This is a genomic window from Pseudomonas entomophila, assembly GCF_029478665.1.
GTDB classification, from domain to species: domain Bacteria; phylum Pseudomonadota; class Gammaproteobacteria; order Pseudomonadales; family Pseudomonadaceae; genus Aquipseudomonas; species Aquipseudomonas entomophila_F.
In genome coordinates this window covers 38,978-53,616 of sequence record NZ_JARPQB010000024.1, presented here as the reverse complement: position 1 = coordinate 53,616, position 14,639 = coordinate 38,978, and the positions used below count along the sequence as shown (strand labels likewise).

Genomic DNA, 14,639 nt, shown 5'->3' with positions numbered 1-14,639 from the left:
GTCGCTCAGGTCAATGGTGCGCGGCACGAGCCAGCACATCCTGCAACGTGCTACAGGCGCTGAAGAACAAAGGCGCCTGGGCGCGAAAACGCTCCGGGTAGGTATCGGCCCGGGGCAGGGCACTGACCAGAATCGGTGTTCCACGATCGGCGTCATAATACAACCAGCTGGCGGAAGGATCACGCCAGGCGCAGTTGACCCGTAGCAGCGTTTCGGCGACAGGGACGCCCACCGGACAGGCCAGCTTGCACCAGAGGGTGATCAGTTGGTGATCAGCTTCGATATGGATTTCCAGTTCTGGGCCGCTGGCCTCGCGATAATGCAGCACGGCTGGCAAGCTCGGGGTGGTGAGCCCGGTGATTTCGGCGAGGCAGTGGATGATTTCGTTGTCGAGCATGTTCGAGCCTTTGGGGTTATCCGCGCAGCACGCGCCGGTTTTGCGGGTGAATGGTTCGCAGTTCGGGCGATGAGTGGTGGTCCGACTGCCCGAGCAAGAAGGCACGGGCAGCTTGTACGGCGGCACAAAGCCTTTCGAGGTTTTGCACAATGACCTGATGGCAGTCCTGCGCGGTCAGGCGCGTCAGGCTGGAAAGCAAGAGCGAGCCGCTTGGCGAAAGGCAAAAGAACATCTGTGCGCGCAGTAACGCCCTTGTGCCATTGAGCTTCGCAGCCCGCTCGAGGATCGCGGCCTCATCTGCGGGCGAGACGGCAGGAAGAAGGGGAATGTCGAGCCTGAGCGTCCCGCTGCGACATAACGTGATGATCGGCGCCTGTCCGCCAGCCATGACCACGGTGGGGGTATCTGCTTCGAACAATGTGCCAAACGTTTCTGTGCAGTGACCTAGCAGCGATTGGAGATCCAGGCTGTCGTGCATGTGCGGCGTGCTCTTCATTAGCTAAGGTCCATCCTTTTCAAGGTCTTTGGGTGCCGGGGAGCATGAACGCATCAGGGTTTGTACGAAAAGTAGCCGAGCGGCGATCAGGCAAGGCGAAAACAGGCGAGGAACGGTCGGAGTCGCGCTCGACTTTACGGGTTGTAAATGAGCATTCCGACCGGGCTGGCGCACCAGCCTGTTTTCAACTCAGCATGGTCGTCGCGCAGGCACTTTTCGTACAAAGCCTAGGGCCACCAGATGCCCGCCGCGACCCTTGTGGCGCCGATGAGGCCAGGCGCCGCCTGTGCGGCGCGTCGCGGATGAATCCGCTCCTACATTCGTTGCAACGTGGGCAATGCTAACGTTGAACACCCTGAAAGGCCTGAGTTTAAGGGCGGAATGTTCATGTATCGCTAGCGACATGTTCAACCACAGCTTGGGGCAATCGGGAAGGACGCCCTAGAAGGTAATTGGTTTGTTCAAGTAGGGTCTCGGGAGGGGGGTGGTTGAACGGTCCGTAGGTATCGAGGTGGTAGAGAAGGGGTTGTACAACCTTATCACGTGCTTCTTTGGTTAATGCAGGGCCTTGCGGCTTGTCCAGCAGGTTATTCAATGTACTGTAAGCCTTCCTGAGGTCGCCGAATTTGGGATGTGCGGTTTCGGTGTCGCTCAGGATATTCAAATGGGTTTTGATGTGGGTTTTTATGTCGAGCTTATGGGTTGACATATAATCCGTCCCTTGCTGTAGCAGGTACTGAATCAAATGGCTCAAGGCATTGGTTGCCAAGGTGAGCAGCCTGATTTCGATACCTGTGGTAGCCGCTTTCAATGCGTCGCCAGTACATTGCTTCGTATCTAGGCAGGCGTCATTTATCTCCTTGGTGGTGGAGCCGCCGCTGAAGAGCCTGCTATCTTTCAGTTGTTCCAGAGATTGGGGTGTGGTTATTGGTGTGTTGAAGAGTCTTTCGCAATGTTTGATTGTGAGTTTTAGTGCGGCCGCTCGCCATGCGTTTATTTTATTGATCTGGTTTACTTCTCTGGCATTGTCTGCGACGGGACTGTCCGTGCAAGACGTTGCTCCGTCGCTGCTGATATTTATAAAATCACCATCATCATCGGCGCTCAGTCTTTCGTTTCTTTTTATCTCTTGGTTTGAAAGCTTGTCAGCCCACATGTTGCGATCGCCGCTGGCGATGGCGTTAATGGCTTCGTTAATGTCATCCCAGAACGCCTTGTGTGTATTATGTTGTGCGTAAATTTCTCTCAAGCTGAGAGTCGCTGTATTTTGCGGGCCCAACTCGCCGTCGAGGTAGGGTGAAGGAGATTCAGGCGTACGTGCGTTTTGCGGCACCTCCTCTTGGAAAATCCCTTGAACCGTTGCCTTCATCTCCAGGAAGGCACGCTCCCATTCCGTGGTCGCAATGTTCAGCGCAATCTCAGTCTGCGCCCGGTTCAGCTGCCTCACGGTGGATTTTAGTGCATGGTTAATCTGGCCTGCGGGGGTATTGCCGTCCAGTGGCGCTGGCTTTGCATCCGGTGATGGCTGCTGCTGGATGCGCTCAGGGTGCTCCTGATATTCCTTCCATTCTTTGGCGTATAGGTTGCCAAGCCCGATCCATGAGAGTTCGGTCGAATGGAGCACCGAGTCGATGTAATTGCTGAGGGCGGAGGCGGAGCGCATGATCTCGGTATCGTTCTTTAAATTATAGATATGCTCAAGTTCACGCGTAATGATGTCGACGATGTAAAGCGATCGCTTGGGAATTTCGTTCGTCAACGCATGGCCTTCGAAGTTTTCCAGGCATTGTTTCAACGGCGCAAACGCGGGTTTGAGCACCTTCTCAGCAATGGGCTGCGAGCTGGTGCCAGACATGGCGGTATCCGCTGTGGCGGTGCGAGGTAGCAAGCGTTGATGGATGTTTTGAAGGAGTTCCGCTCGTGTCGTACCGACACGGTAGTGCACCCAAGGGGTCGGCCTAAACCGGTTCTTCCATGTGTAATTGGTTGCTCTGTCCACGGCCAGTAGTTCGAACATGTCGGACTCGGCGGCAATCGCCTGGTGGTCGCGGCTCTCCTTCGATACCATCAGCTTGCTAAAGTTCTCATTGTCGAGTGTGAGTGCGCGCAGCGCATGCAAGTTGGAATTTGTTATATGGCTTTTGCCACCGCCGTAGCTAACGGGATTGGTCACGATGCTATATTCCTGTGTCGCTAAGTTGTGTTGTGGTTTGGTGGGTCTTGAGCCTCTCTAAGGCTGCGATCGCATCGCGAAAACGCTGCCGGACATCAACCATCGCCGTCTCCCACAAGGGATTTGGGAGACATGGTAGGTAGGGCCCGTGAGCGTCTGGGCTACATCGACCCGCTCTCGGGTATTCGCAATGAGTACCCATTCATCAAATATTGCCTTGGCTGGGGTCTTCATTGGCGTAGTACAAACGCGGGTCATATGATTCGTGCTGTAAGAGGACTGGAACGTCGCGGCAGTTGCTGAGCCGCGGATGAAAAATGCAATGACTGACGTTCGGGTTGGGCAGTCTGTCTTCCGAGCCGAGGTTGTTACCTTCATCTCGTCTCCCTATGGCTCTGAGCGGCATCGGTAATGCCTGGAGTCTTCGCGTTTGCTCGAGTGAGCGCTGTTGATTGATGACGTGATTTTTTATGTCTTGCGAAGTCGTCTGTGTTTCTTGGGCATTGTCGGATTGTGAATGACCTTGTGTTTAGGTTGGTCTCTTGTCGTATTTTCCTACACCAATTAGAGATTTATGCATCGCGAAACAAGGATTTTTCGGTCGTTAGATTCCGATAGGTCGTAATAATCTGCTCGCCATAGGAGGGTTGCGAGCCAGTCGTTTTCCCTCGATATAGCCCACGTAAATCACGGTATGGACGCATGCAGCGTATGTGATGAGCGCGCATGGAAGTGCTTAGCATTGAGGACCAGTCATGAAGTGGTTGAACGCTACTACGCGAGAGAACGAATCCCTGGAGGTGCATCAAATTATGGTGCGTGGCTCGGGCTTCATGACTGGTGGCGAAGAGCGCATCTATGTCGTGGTGGAGGGTGATTTGCTGGTGCGCGAGTCGGGCGTCGAGCAGCGCCTCGAGCCCGGTGAATTGCTGTTCATTCGTCGTGGCACGTATGTCAATAGCCTCAGTGCCGGCGCCAACCTGTTATGGGTGCCATTGACGCCGCGTTTTCTCCAGCACTTCACCCTTCGCTACGGGGCATTGCTCAGCGAAATCGAACGCTTCACCGGTGTCACGGGGGAGGTCATGGTCTTTCCTGGCAACAGCCTGACTGCCGATTGCGTGCGTGGCCTGAAATGGCTGATGGAGTTCGAGCATCCGCCCACGCTGGCGCTGTTGCGGGTCGAGGAATTGGTGATGGTGCTGCTGTCGAGTGCGCAGGGGCCGCAGTTGATGGCGATGCTGCGCCAGCAGGCCAACGATCAAGTGCTGCGGCTGCAGGCGTTCATGGAGGCGCACTTTCTCGAGGAGTGGCGGCTGGAGGAGCTGGTCCGGGTTTTCGGCATGAGCCTGACCGCCTTCAAGGACCTGTTCCACAGCGTCTATGGCGCTTCACCACGGGCCTGGATCAGCGAGCGGCGCCTCATGCACGCCCATCAGTTGTTGCTCAACAGTGAGCGCAGCATCGTCGATATCGCCATCGACAGCGGGTTCTCCAGCCAATCCTATTTCAGCCAGTCCTATCGACGTCATTTTGGCTGCACCCCCAGTCATGCCAGGTCGGCCATCGAAGGCTGACCACGCAACGCTGATCGCAAAACGGTCCTTTAGCGCCGTGCAATCGGCCGGCCAGAACATAGGTGTTAAAAACATATGAAGCAGTTACTTCTCCGCCTGGCTCAGCGTCTGGCGATCGAGCCACCGTCTGCCGACAGTCATGGTTGTTATCACATCTTCCTCGAGGGCCATGACCTGGTCCTCGAGCCGACAGGCACGCAGTTTACCGTGCGCAGCGTCCTGCCTTGTGCTCTCGACCTTCAGGGGCAGGAGGGCCTGGCAGCCGCACAACGCGCGCTGGAAATGGTGACCGGCTGGGCGCGTCGTGTGCCCCAGGCGGTGGTGGTCGACCCGCAAGGGCAGTGGGTCGTCGAGGCGCGGGTCGAGCTGGCGGGGCTGCAATACCCACGGTTCGAGCGGCTGCTATATGCGCAGGTAGAGGCTCTCGAGGCGTTGCGGCCGTTGTTCGATATGAGCCCGCGCAGACGTCATGGGGGGGCAATGGTATGTCGGCCATGAAGTTCGCCAGCGTGGCGCTGGCCGCGTGGTGGATGGGGTGTGGCGCGGTGCAGGCGCGTCCACTGGATTGGCCCGAGGAGCCCTATAGCTATGTGGCCCATGGCGAAAGCCTGCGCGATGTGCTGATCAATTTCGCGGCCAACTACCACAGCTCGGTGGTGGTCAGCGACAAGGTCGACGACCAGGTCAATTCGTCGTTCGACCTGCAAGACCCACAAGCGTTCCTGAAACTGGTCGGCGCGCTGTACAACCTGGTCTGGTACTACGACGGCGCTGTGCTGTACGTGTTCAAATCCACCGAGATGCAGACGCGCCTCGTGCAGTTGGGCCAGGTCAAGGAGGCACAGTTGCGCCAGGCCCTGCAAGCCGGCGACAACTGGGAGCCGAGTTTCCCCTGGCGCCCAGGCCCAGGCGGCCAGTTGGTGTACGTTTCGGCGCCGCCACGTTACCTGGACATGGTCAGCCAGACCCTGCAGGCGTTGCAGCAGCAGAACACCTTGCAGGTCGAGGGGGCGACGGACCTGAATGTCGAGATCTTCCCGCTCAAGTACGCCGTCGCCGAGGACCGGCAGATCCGCTACCGCGACGACACGATCCAGGCGCCGGGGGTGGCGACCATCCTGTCCCGGGTGTTGAGCGACGCCAATGTGGTCGCGGTGAACGGGCAGCAGGCGGCAGCCAGCGGCGTGGCCGCGCCCCGCTCTGCCGTGGTCCAGGCCGACCCGTCGATGAACGCGATCATCGTGCGTGACAGCCCCGGGCGCATGCCGATGTATCGCCGGCTGATCGCCGCGCTCGACCGGCCATCCGCGCGTATCGAGGTGGGCCTGTCGATTGTCGACATCAATGCGGAGAACCTCTCCGAACTGGGAGTGGACTGGCAGGTGGGCATCGGGCTTGGCAAGAACCGCCTGATGCAGATCACCACCACCGGCGGTACGCCGGACAAGGGCAGCGCCGTCGGTAGCCTGGTCGATGGTCGCGGGCTCAATTTCCTGATGGCCAAGATCACCTTGTTGCAGAGCCAGGGCCTGGCGCAGATTGGCTCGCGCCCGACGCTGCTGACGCAGGAGAACACCGCGGCAGTCATCGATCACAGCGAAGAATACTACGTGAAGGTGTCCGGTGAGCGTGTGGCCGACCTGAAGAAGATCGCCTACGGCACGATGCTGAAAATGACGCCACGGGTGATCAAAGTGGGCGATCGACCTGAGATCAGCCTCAGCCTGCACATCGAGGACGGCAACCAGAAGCCCAACAGCAGCGGGCCGGACGGTATTCCGACGATCAGCCGCACAGTGATCGACACCGTGGCTCGGGTCGGCCTGGGGCAGAGTCTGCTGATCGGTGGCATCCATCGTGACGAAATGAACGAGAGCGTGCGCAAGGTGCCGTTGCTGGGCGACATCCCTTACCTGGGGGCATTGTTCCGTTTCAAGTTCAACTCTTCGCGGCGCGCGGTGCGGTTGTTCCTGATCGAGCCGCGGTTGATCGACAACAACCTGCCACAGGATGTCGCGTTGGGTGCGCAAGGCAATCTGCAGGGGCTGCTTGCCGTGGATGAACTATCGAACAAGAGCCTGTCGCTGCAGAAACTGCTCAACAGCGCTCAATGCCAGGCTTTGGCCCCCGCCCGTGAGGCGCAGCGGATGCTCGGCCTGGCAGGCAAGGACTCCACCCTGAGTGCCTGTGGCACCAGCAGCGGCGGCAGTGGCTGGCGGGTGACGGAGGGGCCTTGCGTGGAAGGCAAGGCGCAATGTGTACGTGCGGCGAAGAAGCACTGACATGGCCTGGAAAATTCGCTTTTGCAATGGTTTGAACCAAGGCGTGGAGGTGACCCTGGCACCAGGGCGGCTGGTGATCGGTTGCGATCCGGCCGTGGCCGATCTGGTGCTGGTGGACCTCGGAATCGTCGGCGAACACGTGGTGCTGGAGGTCAGCGAGGAGCAAGTCCGGTTGCTGGAGTGGGCGCAGGACCAACCGCCCACCCAGGACGGCGAAGCCGTGGCGGCAGGGGAACCCTTGCGTGCGTTTGCGCAGCAGGCCTGTGGCGCCTTGCGCTGGATGTTCTGTGCGCAATCCGAGCAGTTCGATCCAGGCTTGCAGACCCAGGTCGCCGTGGTCTCGCTGGCGGCCAAGACAGACCGGCCTGGTTGGGTGCGGTGGGCTGTGGGGCTCGGTTGTGTCGGCCTGTTTACGCTAGCGATGCTGCTGGCGCCGTGGCTCAACGTGTCGCCGGCGGTGCAGCTACCCGAGCCTGTCCAAGGCATACGCGACTATCTGCAGCAGCAAGGTCTGGTGAATGTGGCGCTGGCCAAGTCCCAGCCCGGGGGGGAGGTGGTGCTGACCGGCTACCTGCCGACGACCCGCCAGCTTTCCGAGTTGCAACAGTTTCTGGAGGGCGGCGGTGTGCCGTTTCGCCTGGACGTGCGTGCTCAGGAGGATATTCGCCGGGACGTCGACTCGATTCTGCCAAGGCTCGGCTACAAAGGCGTGAGTGTCGACACCGACCGGGTGGGGTGGGTGCGGCTGTCGGGTGCCGACATCGCTGACCCTGCCCGCTGGCAACAGATCGTGCAGACGCTTAAGAGCGATGTGCAGGGGTTGCAGGGGGTCGAAGACCCGCCCACGCCGGAGGCTGATCCTTTGAGGCGACTGCAACAGTTGCTGGGTGACGCCGGCCTGGCCGACCAGCTGAACGCTGTACGCAAGGGCGATCGGTTCGAGCTCGACGGGGCCTTGGGTGAGCGTGAGCAGGATGTGTTCAAGCAGGTTGCCGTGCAATTCGCGGCGGAGTTTCCCGCGCTGCCCGCCCTGCAGTTGAAGAGCACGTCGGCGGCCAGGAAAAAACCGACCGTGCAATTTCCCATCAGGGCGGTCTCGATTGGTCGGGTGCCGTACGTGATCCTCACCGACAACCGGCGCTACCCCATCGAAGGCGTTACCCCGACGGGCGTGCGGGTAGTCGATATCCAGAACGACCGGGTCGTGGTGAGCAAGCAAGGGCAGCAATTCATTATCAACCTCAAAGGTGACGCAGGCAGTGATCAATGAACTCCAGGAGCAATGGGCCAATGGCTGCGACCAGCAGGCCTTGGCCAAACAGGTGGAGCAACTCGAGCGCGAGTGTCAGTTGCGCCTGCGCCGGCAGGCAACGCCGCTGCAGTACCGCAACCTGACGTTGCGCGCACAGGCCCTGAATGCGGCCATCACGATTCTTGAAACGATTAAGGTGAAATGACATGGCAGGCGATATCAACTTCTTCGACGGCAACGCCAAGACGCTGGACGACGTAGCCAAACAGCTGGTCGACCAGGCGAAAAAAGCTAACGACGACGTGCAGAAGGCCATCGAGAACCTCAAGGGGGGCGCCGACGACCCTGCGTTGCTGGCCGACATGCAGCACAAGATCAACAAATGGTCGGTGATCTACAGCATCAACTCGACGGTCACCCGTTCGATGAAAGACATCATGCAAAGCATTCTGCAGAAGATCTGACATGGACATTTCGCTGAACAATCAACTGGCGCAACTGGCCCTGATCGGCATCGAGCACCATCACCATGCCGAGGCACGAGCGATCGCCGACTGGCTCGACTGCGAGGGGCAGGGCGAAGCGGCCAGCCTGATTCACCTGTGCAGCCTCATGGGCAGCGGCAAGTGCGACGAGGCCTTGGCATTGGGAAGCGCGGCCGGCTGGCCGTCGCTTTCACCCTGGCTGGCGTTGTGCGAGCTGCGCCTGGGGCTGGGCGCGGCCTTGGAGAGGCGCTTGCTGGCAATGTCGCGCGGCACCGATCCGGCCATGCAACGTTTCGCCGAAGGTATTCGGCAGGCGGTGTACGCGTGAGCCGCGTGGGGGCCGTGTCGGGGCTGTCGTCATCCCCGGGTTTGAGCCATGTGGCAGGTGTGGATAACGCCGATCGACAACGCTTCGAGCAGGCCTTGCGTATCGAGCCGGCAAAGTCGGGCGGCGACGACTCGGCCGCAAGCGTTGCGCACTTGCTGCTGGAGCGCTTCGGTACGCCGCGCAACGGACTGGAGCAGGATCGCCAGTCCATGCAGGACTACCTACGGCAACTCATCCCGTTGAGCAAGCGTCGGGAAGCTGTGTTGTACGACGTGCTGGGCGCGCTCGGCAAAACAGGGAGCAGGGGTTACCTGAACGACCTGATCGGTGCCGAACTGAAGCATCTGGTTCCTCGCAACGCGCTAATGATCGACATCAAAACGAGTTCCCCCACTCTGGATTTGGAGCAATGACCATGAACATCGACGCGATTGAGAAAGCCGCCAGCAAGACGCTCGACGCTGCCGAGCCCAAGGCGCCGGACCAGCAATTGGTTGGTCAGTTCGAGCAGGCCCTGGCCGGCAACGGCGCGGGCGGACCCGTGGACGTGCTGCATTCGGTCAGCGCGGTGGCTTCGCGGATTTCCGAGTCCAAGCAGCAACTGCTGGCGAAGCTGTCGGGGCCGGACGAGGCCAGCCCCGCCGAACTGATGCAACTGCAGTACTCGCTGACGCAGATTAACTTGCAGCAGGAGCTGATTGCCAAGACGGTTGGGCGTTTGACCCAGAACGTCGAAACACTGATGAAAACCCAGTGAGGTCGACCGTGAGAAAAACGCGTTGGTGTGCACTGTTGCTGCTCACGGCAGTGCTGTGCGGTTGCAAGGTGGAGTTGTACCAGGGGCTCAGCGAGCAGGAGGCCAACGAGATGCTGGCGTTGCTGAGCGCGGAAGGCATTTCGACGGCCAAGGCCGCCGACAAGGATGGCAAGGTCAAGATCCTGGTGGAAGAGCAGGCCATCGGCCAGGCGATCGATGCCCTGAAGCGCAAGGGTTATCCGCGCGAGCGGTTCTCGACGTTACAGGACATCTTCCCCAAGGACAGTCTGATCTCCTCGCCACTGGAGGAGCGGGCGCGCTTGACTTACGCCAAGGCGCAGGAACTGTCGCAGACTTTGTCGAAAATTGACGGGGTGCTGGTCGCGCGCGTCCATGTGGTGCTGCCGCAGGAGCGCGACAACTTAAACGGCAAGGTCACGCCAGCCTCGGCGGCGGTGTTCATCAAACACGCGGCGGACGCGCACCTGGAGCGTTATGTGCCGCAGATGAAGCAATTGGTGAGCAATGGCATCGAAGGCTTGGACTACGACCGCATCAGTGTGGCGTTGGTGCCTGCCGCGGAGCTGCGGCAAGCAGGGACGCCAACCCGTTATGAATCGCTGCTGTCCATCAAGGTCGCGCCTGATTCGTACCTGCGGCTGCTGGCCATGTTCGGCGCGTTGCTGGTGCTGTTGGCGGCGAGCAATCTCGGACAGTTCTGGTACCACCGACGGGGGCGCTGATGGAGGAGCCATTGACCGCCTACCAGCTACGTTACTGCCCGGCCCGTTACATTTATCCGGGGTGGATGCCGAGCCCTTTGCAGGTCTTGGCGCATGCATTGCCGGACTGGCGGTGCGAAGGCAGGGTCAATGCCTGGTTGCTGAGTGAAATGGGACTGCCCTTGGACTACACAATGCCGCAAAGGCTAGGGGGGGTGGCCTTGTTTCCGGCGCAGCAACTGCGGAGCACACTCGGCATGCTAGGCGCCATGTTGCATGCCCGGGCCATTCGTCAATTGGTCGACGTAGGTTCGTTACGGCGCGTGCATGCAGCCATCGGTGCGCAGGGGCACCGCTATTGCCTGGAGCATCACGCGTTGCTCATCGGAACCTGGCCGGAAGATTGGCAGTGCGCGCTGCCTGCCGGCGACCTTGATGAGTATTTGCCTGCCTGTGGCCTGGACTTCTGGTTGCAGGCGATTGGCGAAGTAGACCAGGGCTTTGCCAGGCGTTTGCAGTTACGCCACGCGCAAGTGCCTGTGGCGGCCCCCTTCGAGGTGGCTGCCGAGCAACGTCCACTGGCACAGATCCTGTGCCTCAAGATCGCCAGACACACGAGTCCGACATGTTTGCATTTACTCGATTGATTCCTGGGCAGATCAACCTCCAGCCCGGCCAGGTGCTGCTGCGCAGCCAGGACTACCAGCAGCGAATTGCTGTCGACGAGCTGCTGGTGCAGGCTCAAGAGCAAACGCAAGCACTCGCTATCGAGGCACGCGAGGCTTACGAGCAACAATCGCGGCTGGGATGGCAGGTCGGTATGGAAGAGGCCAGCGCGGAGCGGGCCGAACTGATTCACCAGACCTTGTTGCAATGCCAATCGTTCTGCCGGCAGTTCGAAGAGCGCGTGGCGCAGGTGGTGTTGCAGTCTGTGCGCAAGCTGATCGCCGACTACCCGATGGGCGAAAGAATCGCCAAGGCGACACAGGATGGCCTTGCCTTGCTGGGGGAAGGCGCCAGGGTGGCCTTGCATGTCCATCCTCAAGAGGTGGCCGCCGTGCGTGATGGCCTGGAGCGGCTGGAGGGCGGCACGGGCCACATCGATGTGGTGGCCAACCCACTGGCCCAGCTTGGTGACTGTGTGCTTGAAAGCGAAATCGGTAGCGTCGATGTCAGCATCGAAACACAGCTAAAGGCGTTGCAAGCCGCGCTCACGAAAGAGGTGTGTAGCACTAGTGTCCTGTCTCGGAAATAAGCTGTTCACTTTTGGTGGGGTCTTGGGTGCCCGGCCGGCGTTGGCGCTCCCCATAGCCCTGCTATGACTCGTCGCGGCGCCTTGGCCGAACACCCAGGCTACTCGCCAAAAGAGAACGTATTTCCCAGGACGCTAGCTGTAAACAACATGACTATCCGTAGGACCTGTATGAAATGTGTCTGCGCGAAGACCTGACAAGGTGAAAGAGGGGGGGCGGAGTGTGCTGGATTACAAGAGCGTTTCGAGCCTCGTTTCAACGCAATAGGGGCGCGTGCAGACGCAGTTCATGCAGCCCCTAAAAAAACGCGTCTGTCATCGATAGATTGTCACTGTGCGTCGCAGTTAAATGAAATGTGTGTGCCAGGGTGATGCAGATGGAAGAACAACACGCCGATACGCTCGTTGTGCTGGCCGAAGCTCGGCAGGCTGTTGAGGAAAACGATTACAAGCATCAACTCCTCCAGGAGTTGCTGGGGCAGTTCAGGCAGGCTACGGCGCCTGATGCTCCACTGTGCGTGGTCGATGCGATGGCATCGCCCCTGGCCAGCGCGCGAGCGTTGATGGCGGAGCGCAGGCCCGCTGGTTTGTCAGGTCAACACGCTGGCGAAAGTATTCACCAGCGTCGCCCTCTGCGGGTGCGTGGGCTGGTCATTTGAAAGCGATCGGTTTCAGGAGGTGGGAATGAGGAGAATATTGGCCATTACCGCTTTTGCGGTCATGCAAGGTTGTTGTGTCATGAACGCCGAGTCTGCGCCGGAGTCACCGGTGGTGGATGCGTACACGGCAGCCAGGTTGAATGGGATATTCAACCGTTCACGGGCCGTTCGGGCGACGGGTGAACCGGTGGTTTCAGCGGGTGTCGTGTCTGCCGCTCTGCTCGGCACTTCCTACCAGGCAGGCACGCTGGTCGGTTCGGCGACCACCCCGGAACAGTTGGTGGTAGACCTGCGTGCTCTGGATTGTTTCACTTCTCTCGACAATGTGGAGGCCCTGCGCCGGGCTGACAATTATCCCGATTATGTGCGGGAACTGGTGAAGACCCGCTATGACGAAGGCAAGGTCGATTTCGCGCATCGGCATCACTTCTTCAGCGATTGGGCGCACGGGCAGGCGGCGCGCACGCGCGATGTTACCCAAGAGATGGGCACTGTTACGCGGCTTTCGGTCAAGCAGCTCAATGCCAAGGCAGACGGGACATTGTTCATTCAAGGACTGCCCACGGTAAGCCGGGCGATTAGTTATCTTCCTGGCACTGCGATCACGCAGGAAACATTGAGTCGTCTGCAAGAGGGCGATTACATCGGCGTGTATACAGCGTTGCCCGGCCTGGATGTCTCGCATGTCGGGGTGTTTCTGCGCACGGCGCAGGGGCCTGTATTTCGGAATGCGTCCTCGCGTCACGGCAACATGAAAGTGGTGGACTACCCCTTCAATGAATTTTTACAACAGGTGCCCGGCATCGTGGTACTGCGGCCGATCTGAAGTGTTATGAGATGGCCAGATTTCGCGGGCGGCGCTCGACCTCATGGGCGCTGCAACGCTAACGTCGAATAACCCATCTCCGCTTTATCGAATTTGCCGCGCTTGGTTGGGGTGCCGCTTTTGGAGCTTGGTTGATCCCGCCTGGGTTCTGGCTGAGGCTTGACTTCTAGGGAGCACCAAGGGAGATAAGGTTAGTTTAGCGTCGTATCTTTTACATTTTGGCCGCGCGGCAGGGCTTAAATACGGCTGGAGCAGCATTACGGGGGAAATGATAATTATCCAGAAGTTAGTGAAACTTCTGGCTCGCGCTCGAGCGACCTAAAAAATGTGCCCCCTGATGATGGTGCCAGACCGCGCGGCACGCTTGAATAACGTGTGCTCCGCCAGACGAGGCTCATTCAGTCAAAAACACGCTTTGTTTGCGCCACAGGTTATGCGATGTTGACACGTTAGGGACGCGGTAGCTGAGCGCAGGTGCAAGTGGGTACTGTGATTATGTGAGGTATGTGCATGAAGTCCGTATTTTATTCCGAGGTGTTGCGGCTGCACGAGCATGTCGGCTTGAGCTATGAGGGGAGTGCCCGCGACCTGGACTTCGCTATCAGTGTGGATGGAAAGTTCAGTGTCAGGCTGACAGAGTGCCCCACGGATTATCTGGTGATGAGTTCGGTGTTGAGTGAAGTGCGGGCAGACTTGGCGTTGAGTTTGATGAGGCTCAATCTTGTCGATGAGGTGGCCAGCCAGTACGTGTTCGCTGTCACCTCGGCGGGCGAGAGATTAGTGATCTGGAGAAGAATGAGCGAAGAGGACTTGAAACATCATTCGTTGCGGGATGTTTTCGATGAATTTGCCGACAAGTGTGATGCCGTGCTGGTTGGGTTGAATGCGCCTTGTTGTTAATTACTCGGGGTAGAGAACTCTGTGAACAGGTAAGAAAGCGATCGAGGTAACGGTCGATCGGTGCTGCACAATTGCGCTTAGATGCGGATGATTATTCGGAGGTTGCACAATGCTCGATAAAATTCACAGTGAAGTTATCGCTTCGCTTTTCTACAATGTTGGCGACCCTAAACCGGCTACAGGCGTTCGTGAGTACCTGGCTGAAGAAACAAGATGGGGGCGTCAACCTTTTACGAATGCGGTCCATTGGGTCAATAATAATTTGGCCAGCTGGGGCAAGGAAGGGCTGTCTGACAAGAAGGCGCGCGACTACACCAATGATGCCAGGCTGGTTGAACTAGGGGAACTTTCTAATACCTCTGCTTTTCTACGCTCGTCAGTGGGCTGGGTTAGAGAAGGCAATATTTTTGCCGCTGCCATGAATGCGACTGGGGCGCTCGCGGCTGGCGCGGTGGACCATCAGAGATATTTATTTGAACATGCCCGGCGATGACCGTCCCAAGTCGCCGATTTCAGTGCGCTAAAGACGTTTA

The 14,639-nt window shown here is 58.9% G+C and carries 19 protein-coding genes; 16 read left to right on the top strand and 3 right to left on the bottom strand.

The window, feature by feature from the left end; all coding sequences use genetic code 11:
- Positions 1-10: 10 nt before the first annotated feature.
- From P5705_RS14115 to P5705_RS14105, 3 genes are all read right to left on the bottom strand, one after another.
- Positions 11-397, bottom strand: a complete 387-nt coding sequence (locus tag P5705_RS14115) for a hypothetical protein (protein WP_277461435.1) — start codon at positions 395-397, stop codon at positions 11-13.
- 16 nt (positions 398-413) lie between these two features.
- On the bottom strand, positions 414-875 hold the full coding sequence (locus P5705_RS14110) for a hypothetical protein (protein WP_277461434.1): 462 nt from the start codon (positions 873-875) through the stop codon (positions 414-416).
- 403 nt (positions 876-1,278) lie between these two features.
- Positions 1,279-3,066, bottom strand: a complete 1,788-nt coding sequence (locus P5705_RS14105) for a hypothetical protein (RefSeq protein ID WP_277461433.1) — start codon at positions 3,064-3,066, stop codon at positions 1,279-1,281.
- A 755-nt stretch (positions 3,067-3,821) separates the two neighbouring features.
- Here P5705_RS14105 and P5705_RS14100 point away from each other — a divergent pair.
- From P5705_RS14100 to P5705_RS14025, 16 genes are all read left to right on the top strand, one after another.
- Positions 3,822-4,643 carry a helix-turn-helix domain-containing protein gene (locus P5705_RS14100; protein WP_277461432.1) on the top strand — a complete coding sequence of 274 codons (822 nt, stop codon included), beginning with the start codon at positions 3,822-3,824 and terminating at the stop codon, positions 4,641-4,643.
- 75 nt (positions 4,644-4,718) lie between these two features.
- Complete coding sequence (locus P5705_RS14095; RefSeq protein ID WP_277461431.1) at positions 4,719-5,141, top strand: CesT family type III secretion system chaperone; 423 nt, start codon at positions 4,719-4,721, stop codon at positions 5,139-5,141.
- Positions 5,138-6,925 (top strand): type III secretion system outer membrane ring subunit SctC, encoded by a 1,788-nt coding sequence (sctC, locus tag P5705_RS14090; RefSeq protein ID WP_277461430.1) that lies wholly within the window; start codon positions 5,138-5,140, stop codon positions 6,923-6,925. The genes P5705_RS14095 and sctC overlap by 4 nt, the downstream gene beginning before the upstream one ends.
- 1 nt (position 6,926) lies before the next feature.
- Positions 6,927-8,195: a type III secretion system inner membrane ring subunit SctD gene (sctD, locus tag P5705_RS14085; RefSeq protein WP_277461429.1), complete on the top strand. Its 1,269-nt coding sequence runs from the start codon at positions 6,927-6,929 to the stop codon at positions 8,193-8,195.
- Complete coding sequence (locus P5705_RS14080) at positions 8,185-8,382, top strand: EscE/YscE/SsaE family type III secretion system needle protein co-chaperone (protein WP_277461428.1); 198 nt, start codon at positions 8,185-8,187, stop codon at positions 8,380-8,382. The genes sctD and P5705_RS14080 overlap by 11 nt, the downstream gene beginning before the upstream one ends.
- A gap of 1 nt (position 8,383) precedes the next feature.
- Positions 8,384-8,641: a type III secretion system needle filament subunit SctF gene (sctF, locus tag P5705_RS14075; protein ID WP_277461427.1), complete on the top strand. Its 258-nt coding sequence runs from the start codon at positions 8,384-8,386 to the stop codon at positions 8,639-8,641.
- 1 nt (position 8,642) lies between these two features.
- The gene (locus P5705_RS14070) at positions 8,643-8,990 is read left to right on the top strand and encodes a YscG family type III secretion system chaperone (protein WP_277461426.1); all 348 of its coding nucleotides are present in this window, start codon (positions 8,643-8,645) and stop codon (positions 8,988-8,990) included.
- A 59-nt stretch (positions 8,991-9,049) separates the two neighbouring features.
- A complete protein-coding gene (locus P5705_RS14065) occupies positions 9,050-9,403 on the top strand; it encodes a YopR/YscH family type III secretion effector (protein WP_277461425.1) in 354 nt (117 codons plus the stop codon).
- Between the two features lie 2 nt (positions 9,404-9,405).
- Positions 9,406-9,747, top strand: coding sequence for a type III secretion system inner rod subunit SctI (sctI, locus tag P5705_RS14060; protein WP_277461424.1), 342 nt, complete (start codon positions 9,406-9,408; stop codon positions 9,745-9,747).
- Positions 9,744-10,490 carry a type III secretion system inner membrane ring lipoprotein SctJ gene (gene sctJ / locus P5705_RS14055; protein ID WP_431196946.1) on the top strand — a complete coding sequence of 249 codons (747 nt, stop codon included), beginning with the start codon at positions 9,744-9,746 and terminating at the stop codon, positions 10,488-10,490. The genes sctI and sctJ overlap by 4 nt, the downstream gene beginning before the upstream one ends.
- Before the next feature lie 11 nt (positions 10,491-10,501).
- Positions 10,502-11,116 (top strand): SctK family type III secretion system sorting platform protein, encoded by a 615-nt coding sequence (locus tag P5705_RS14050; protein WP_277461422.1) that lies wholly within the window; start codon positions 10,502-10,504, stop codon positions 11,114-11,116.
- Positions 11,062-11,724 carry an HrpE/YscL family type III secretion apparatus protein gene (locus P5705_RS14045; protein ID WP_277461421.1) on the top strand — a complete coding sequence of 221 codons (663 nt, stop codon included), beginning with the start codon at positions 11,062-11,064 and terminating at the stop codon, positions 11,722-11,724. Before P5705_RS14050 ends, P5705_RS14045 begins: the two co-directional genes overlap by 55 nt.
- 374 nt (positions 11,725-12,098) lie before the next feature.
- Positions 12,099-12,380 (top strand): hypothetical protein, encoded by a 282-nt coding sequence (locus P5705_RS14040; protein WP_277461420.1) that lies wholly within the window; start codon positions 12,099-12,101, stop codon positions 12,378-12,380.
- A 79-nt stretch (positions 12,381-12,459) separates the two neighbouring features.
- On the top strand, positions 12,460-13,206 hold the full coding sequence (locus tag P5705_RS14035; protein ID WP_277461419.1) for a DUF1460 domain-containing protein: 747 nt from the start codon (positions 12,460-12,462) through the stop codon (positions 13,204-13,206).
- 510 nt (positions 13,207-13,716) lie between these two features.
- Positions 13,717-14,106, top strand: coding sequence for a CesT family type III secretion system chaperone (locus tag P5705_RS14030; RefSeq protein WP_277461418.1), 390 nt, complete (start codon positions 13,717-13,719; stop codon positions 14,104-14,106).
- A 109-nt stretch (positions 14,107-14,215) separates the two neighbouring features.
- Positions 14,216-14,599 (top strand): hypothetical protein, encoded by a 384-nt coding sequence (locus P5705_RS14025; protein WP_277461417.1) that lies wholly within the window; start codon positions 14,216-14,218, stop codon positions 14,597-14,599.
- Positions 14,600-14,639: the final 40 nt, after the last annotated feature.

What these genes read in the sequence shown, in the direction of transcription:
- P5705_RS14035 (WP_277461419.1), top strand. Translation starts at nt 12,460, where the DNA reads ATGAACGCCGAGTCTGCGCCGGAGTCACCGGTGGTGGATGCGTACACG.
- P5705_RS14070 (WP_277461426.1), top strand. Translation starts at nt 8,643, where the DNA reads ATGGACATTTCGCTGAACAATCAACTGGCGCAACTGGCCCTGATCGGC.
- P5705_RS14115 (WP_277461435.1), bottom strand. Translation starts at nt 397, where the DNA reads ATGCTCGACAACGAAATCATCCACTGCCTCGCCGAAATCACCGGGCTC.
- sctI (WP_277461424.1), top strand. Translation starts at nt 9,406, where the DNA reads ATGAACATCGACGCGATTGAGAAAGCCGCCAGCAAGACGCTCGACGCT.
- sctC (WP_277461430.1), top strand. Translation starts at nt 5,138, where the DNA reads ATGAAGTTCGCCAGCGTGGCGCTGGCCGCGTGGTGGATGGGGTGTGGC.
- P5705_RS14040 (WP_277461420.1), top strand. Translation starts at nt 12,099, where the DNA reads ATGGAAGAACAACACGCCGATACGCTCGTTGTGCTGGCCGAAGCTCGG.
- P5705_RS14025 (WP_277461417.1), top strand. Translation starts at nt 14,216, where the DNA reads ATGCTCGATAAAATTCACAGTGAAGTTATCGCTTCGCTTTTCTACAAT.
- sctF (WP_277461427.1), top strand. Translation starts at nt 8,384, where the DNA reads ATGGCAGGCGATATCAACTTCTTCGACGGCAACGCCAAGACGCTGGAC.
- P5705_RS14095 (WP_277461431.1), top strand. Translation starts at nt 4,719, where the DNA reads ATGAAGCAGTTACTTCTCCGCCTGGCTCAGCGTCTGGCGATCGAGCCA.
- P5705_RS14030 (WP_277461418.1), top strand. Translation starts at nt 13,717, where the DNA reads ATGAAGTCCGTATTTTATTCCGAGGTGTTGCGGCTGCACGAGCATGTC.
- sctD (WP_277461429.1), top strand. Translation starts at nt 6,927, where the DNA reads ATGGCCTGGAAAATTCGCTTTTGCAATGGTTTGAACCAAGGCGTGGAG.
- P5705_RS14110 (WP_277461434.1), bottom strand. Translation starts at nt 875, where the DNA reads ATGCACGACAGCCTGGATCTCCAATCGCTGCTAGGTCACTGCACAGAA.
- P5705_RS14100 (WP_277461432.1), top strand. Translation starts at nt 3,822, where the DNA reads ATGAAGTGGTTGAACGCTACTACGCGAGAGAACGAATCCCTGGAGGTG.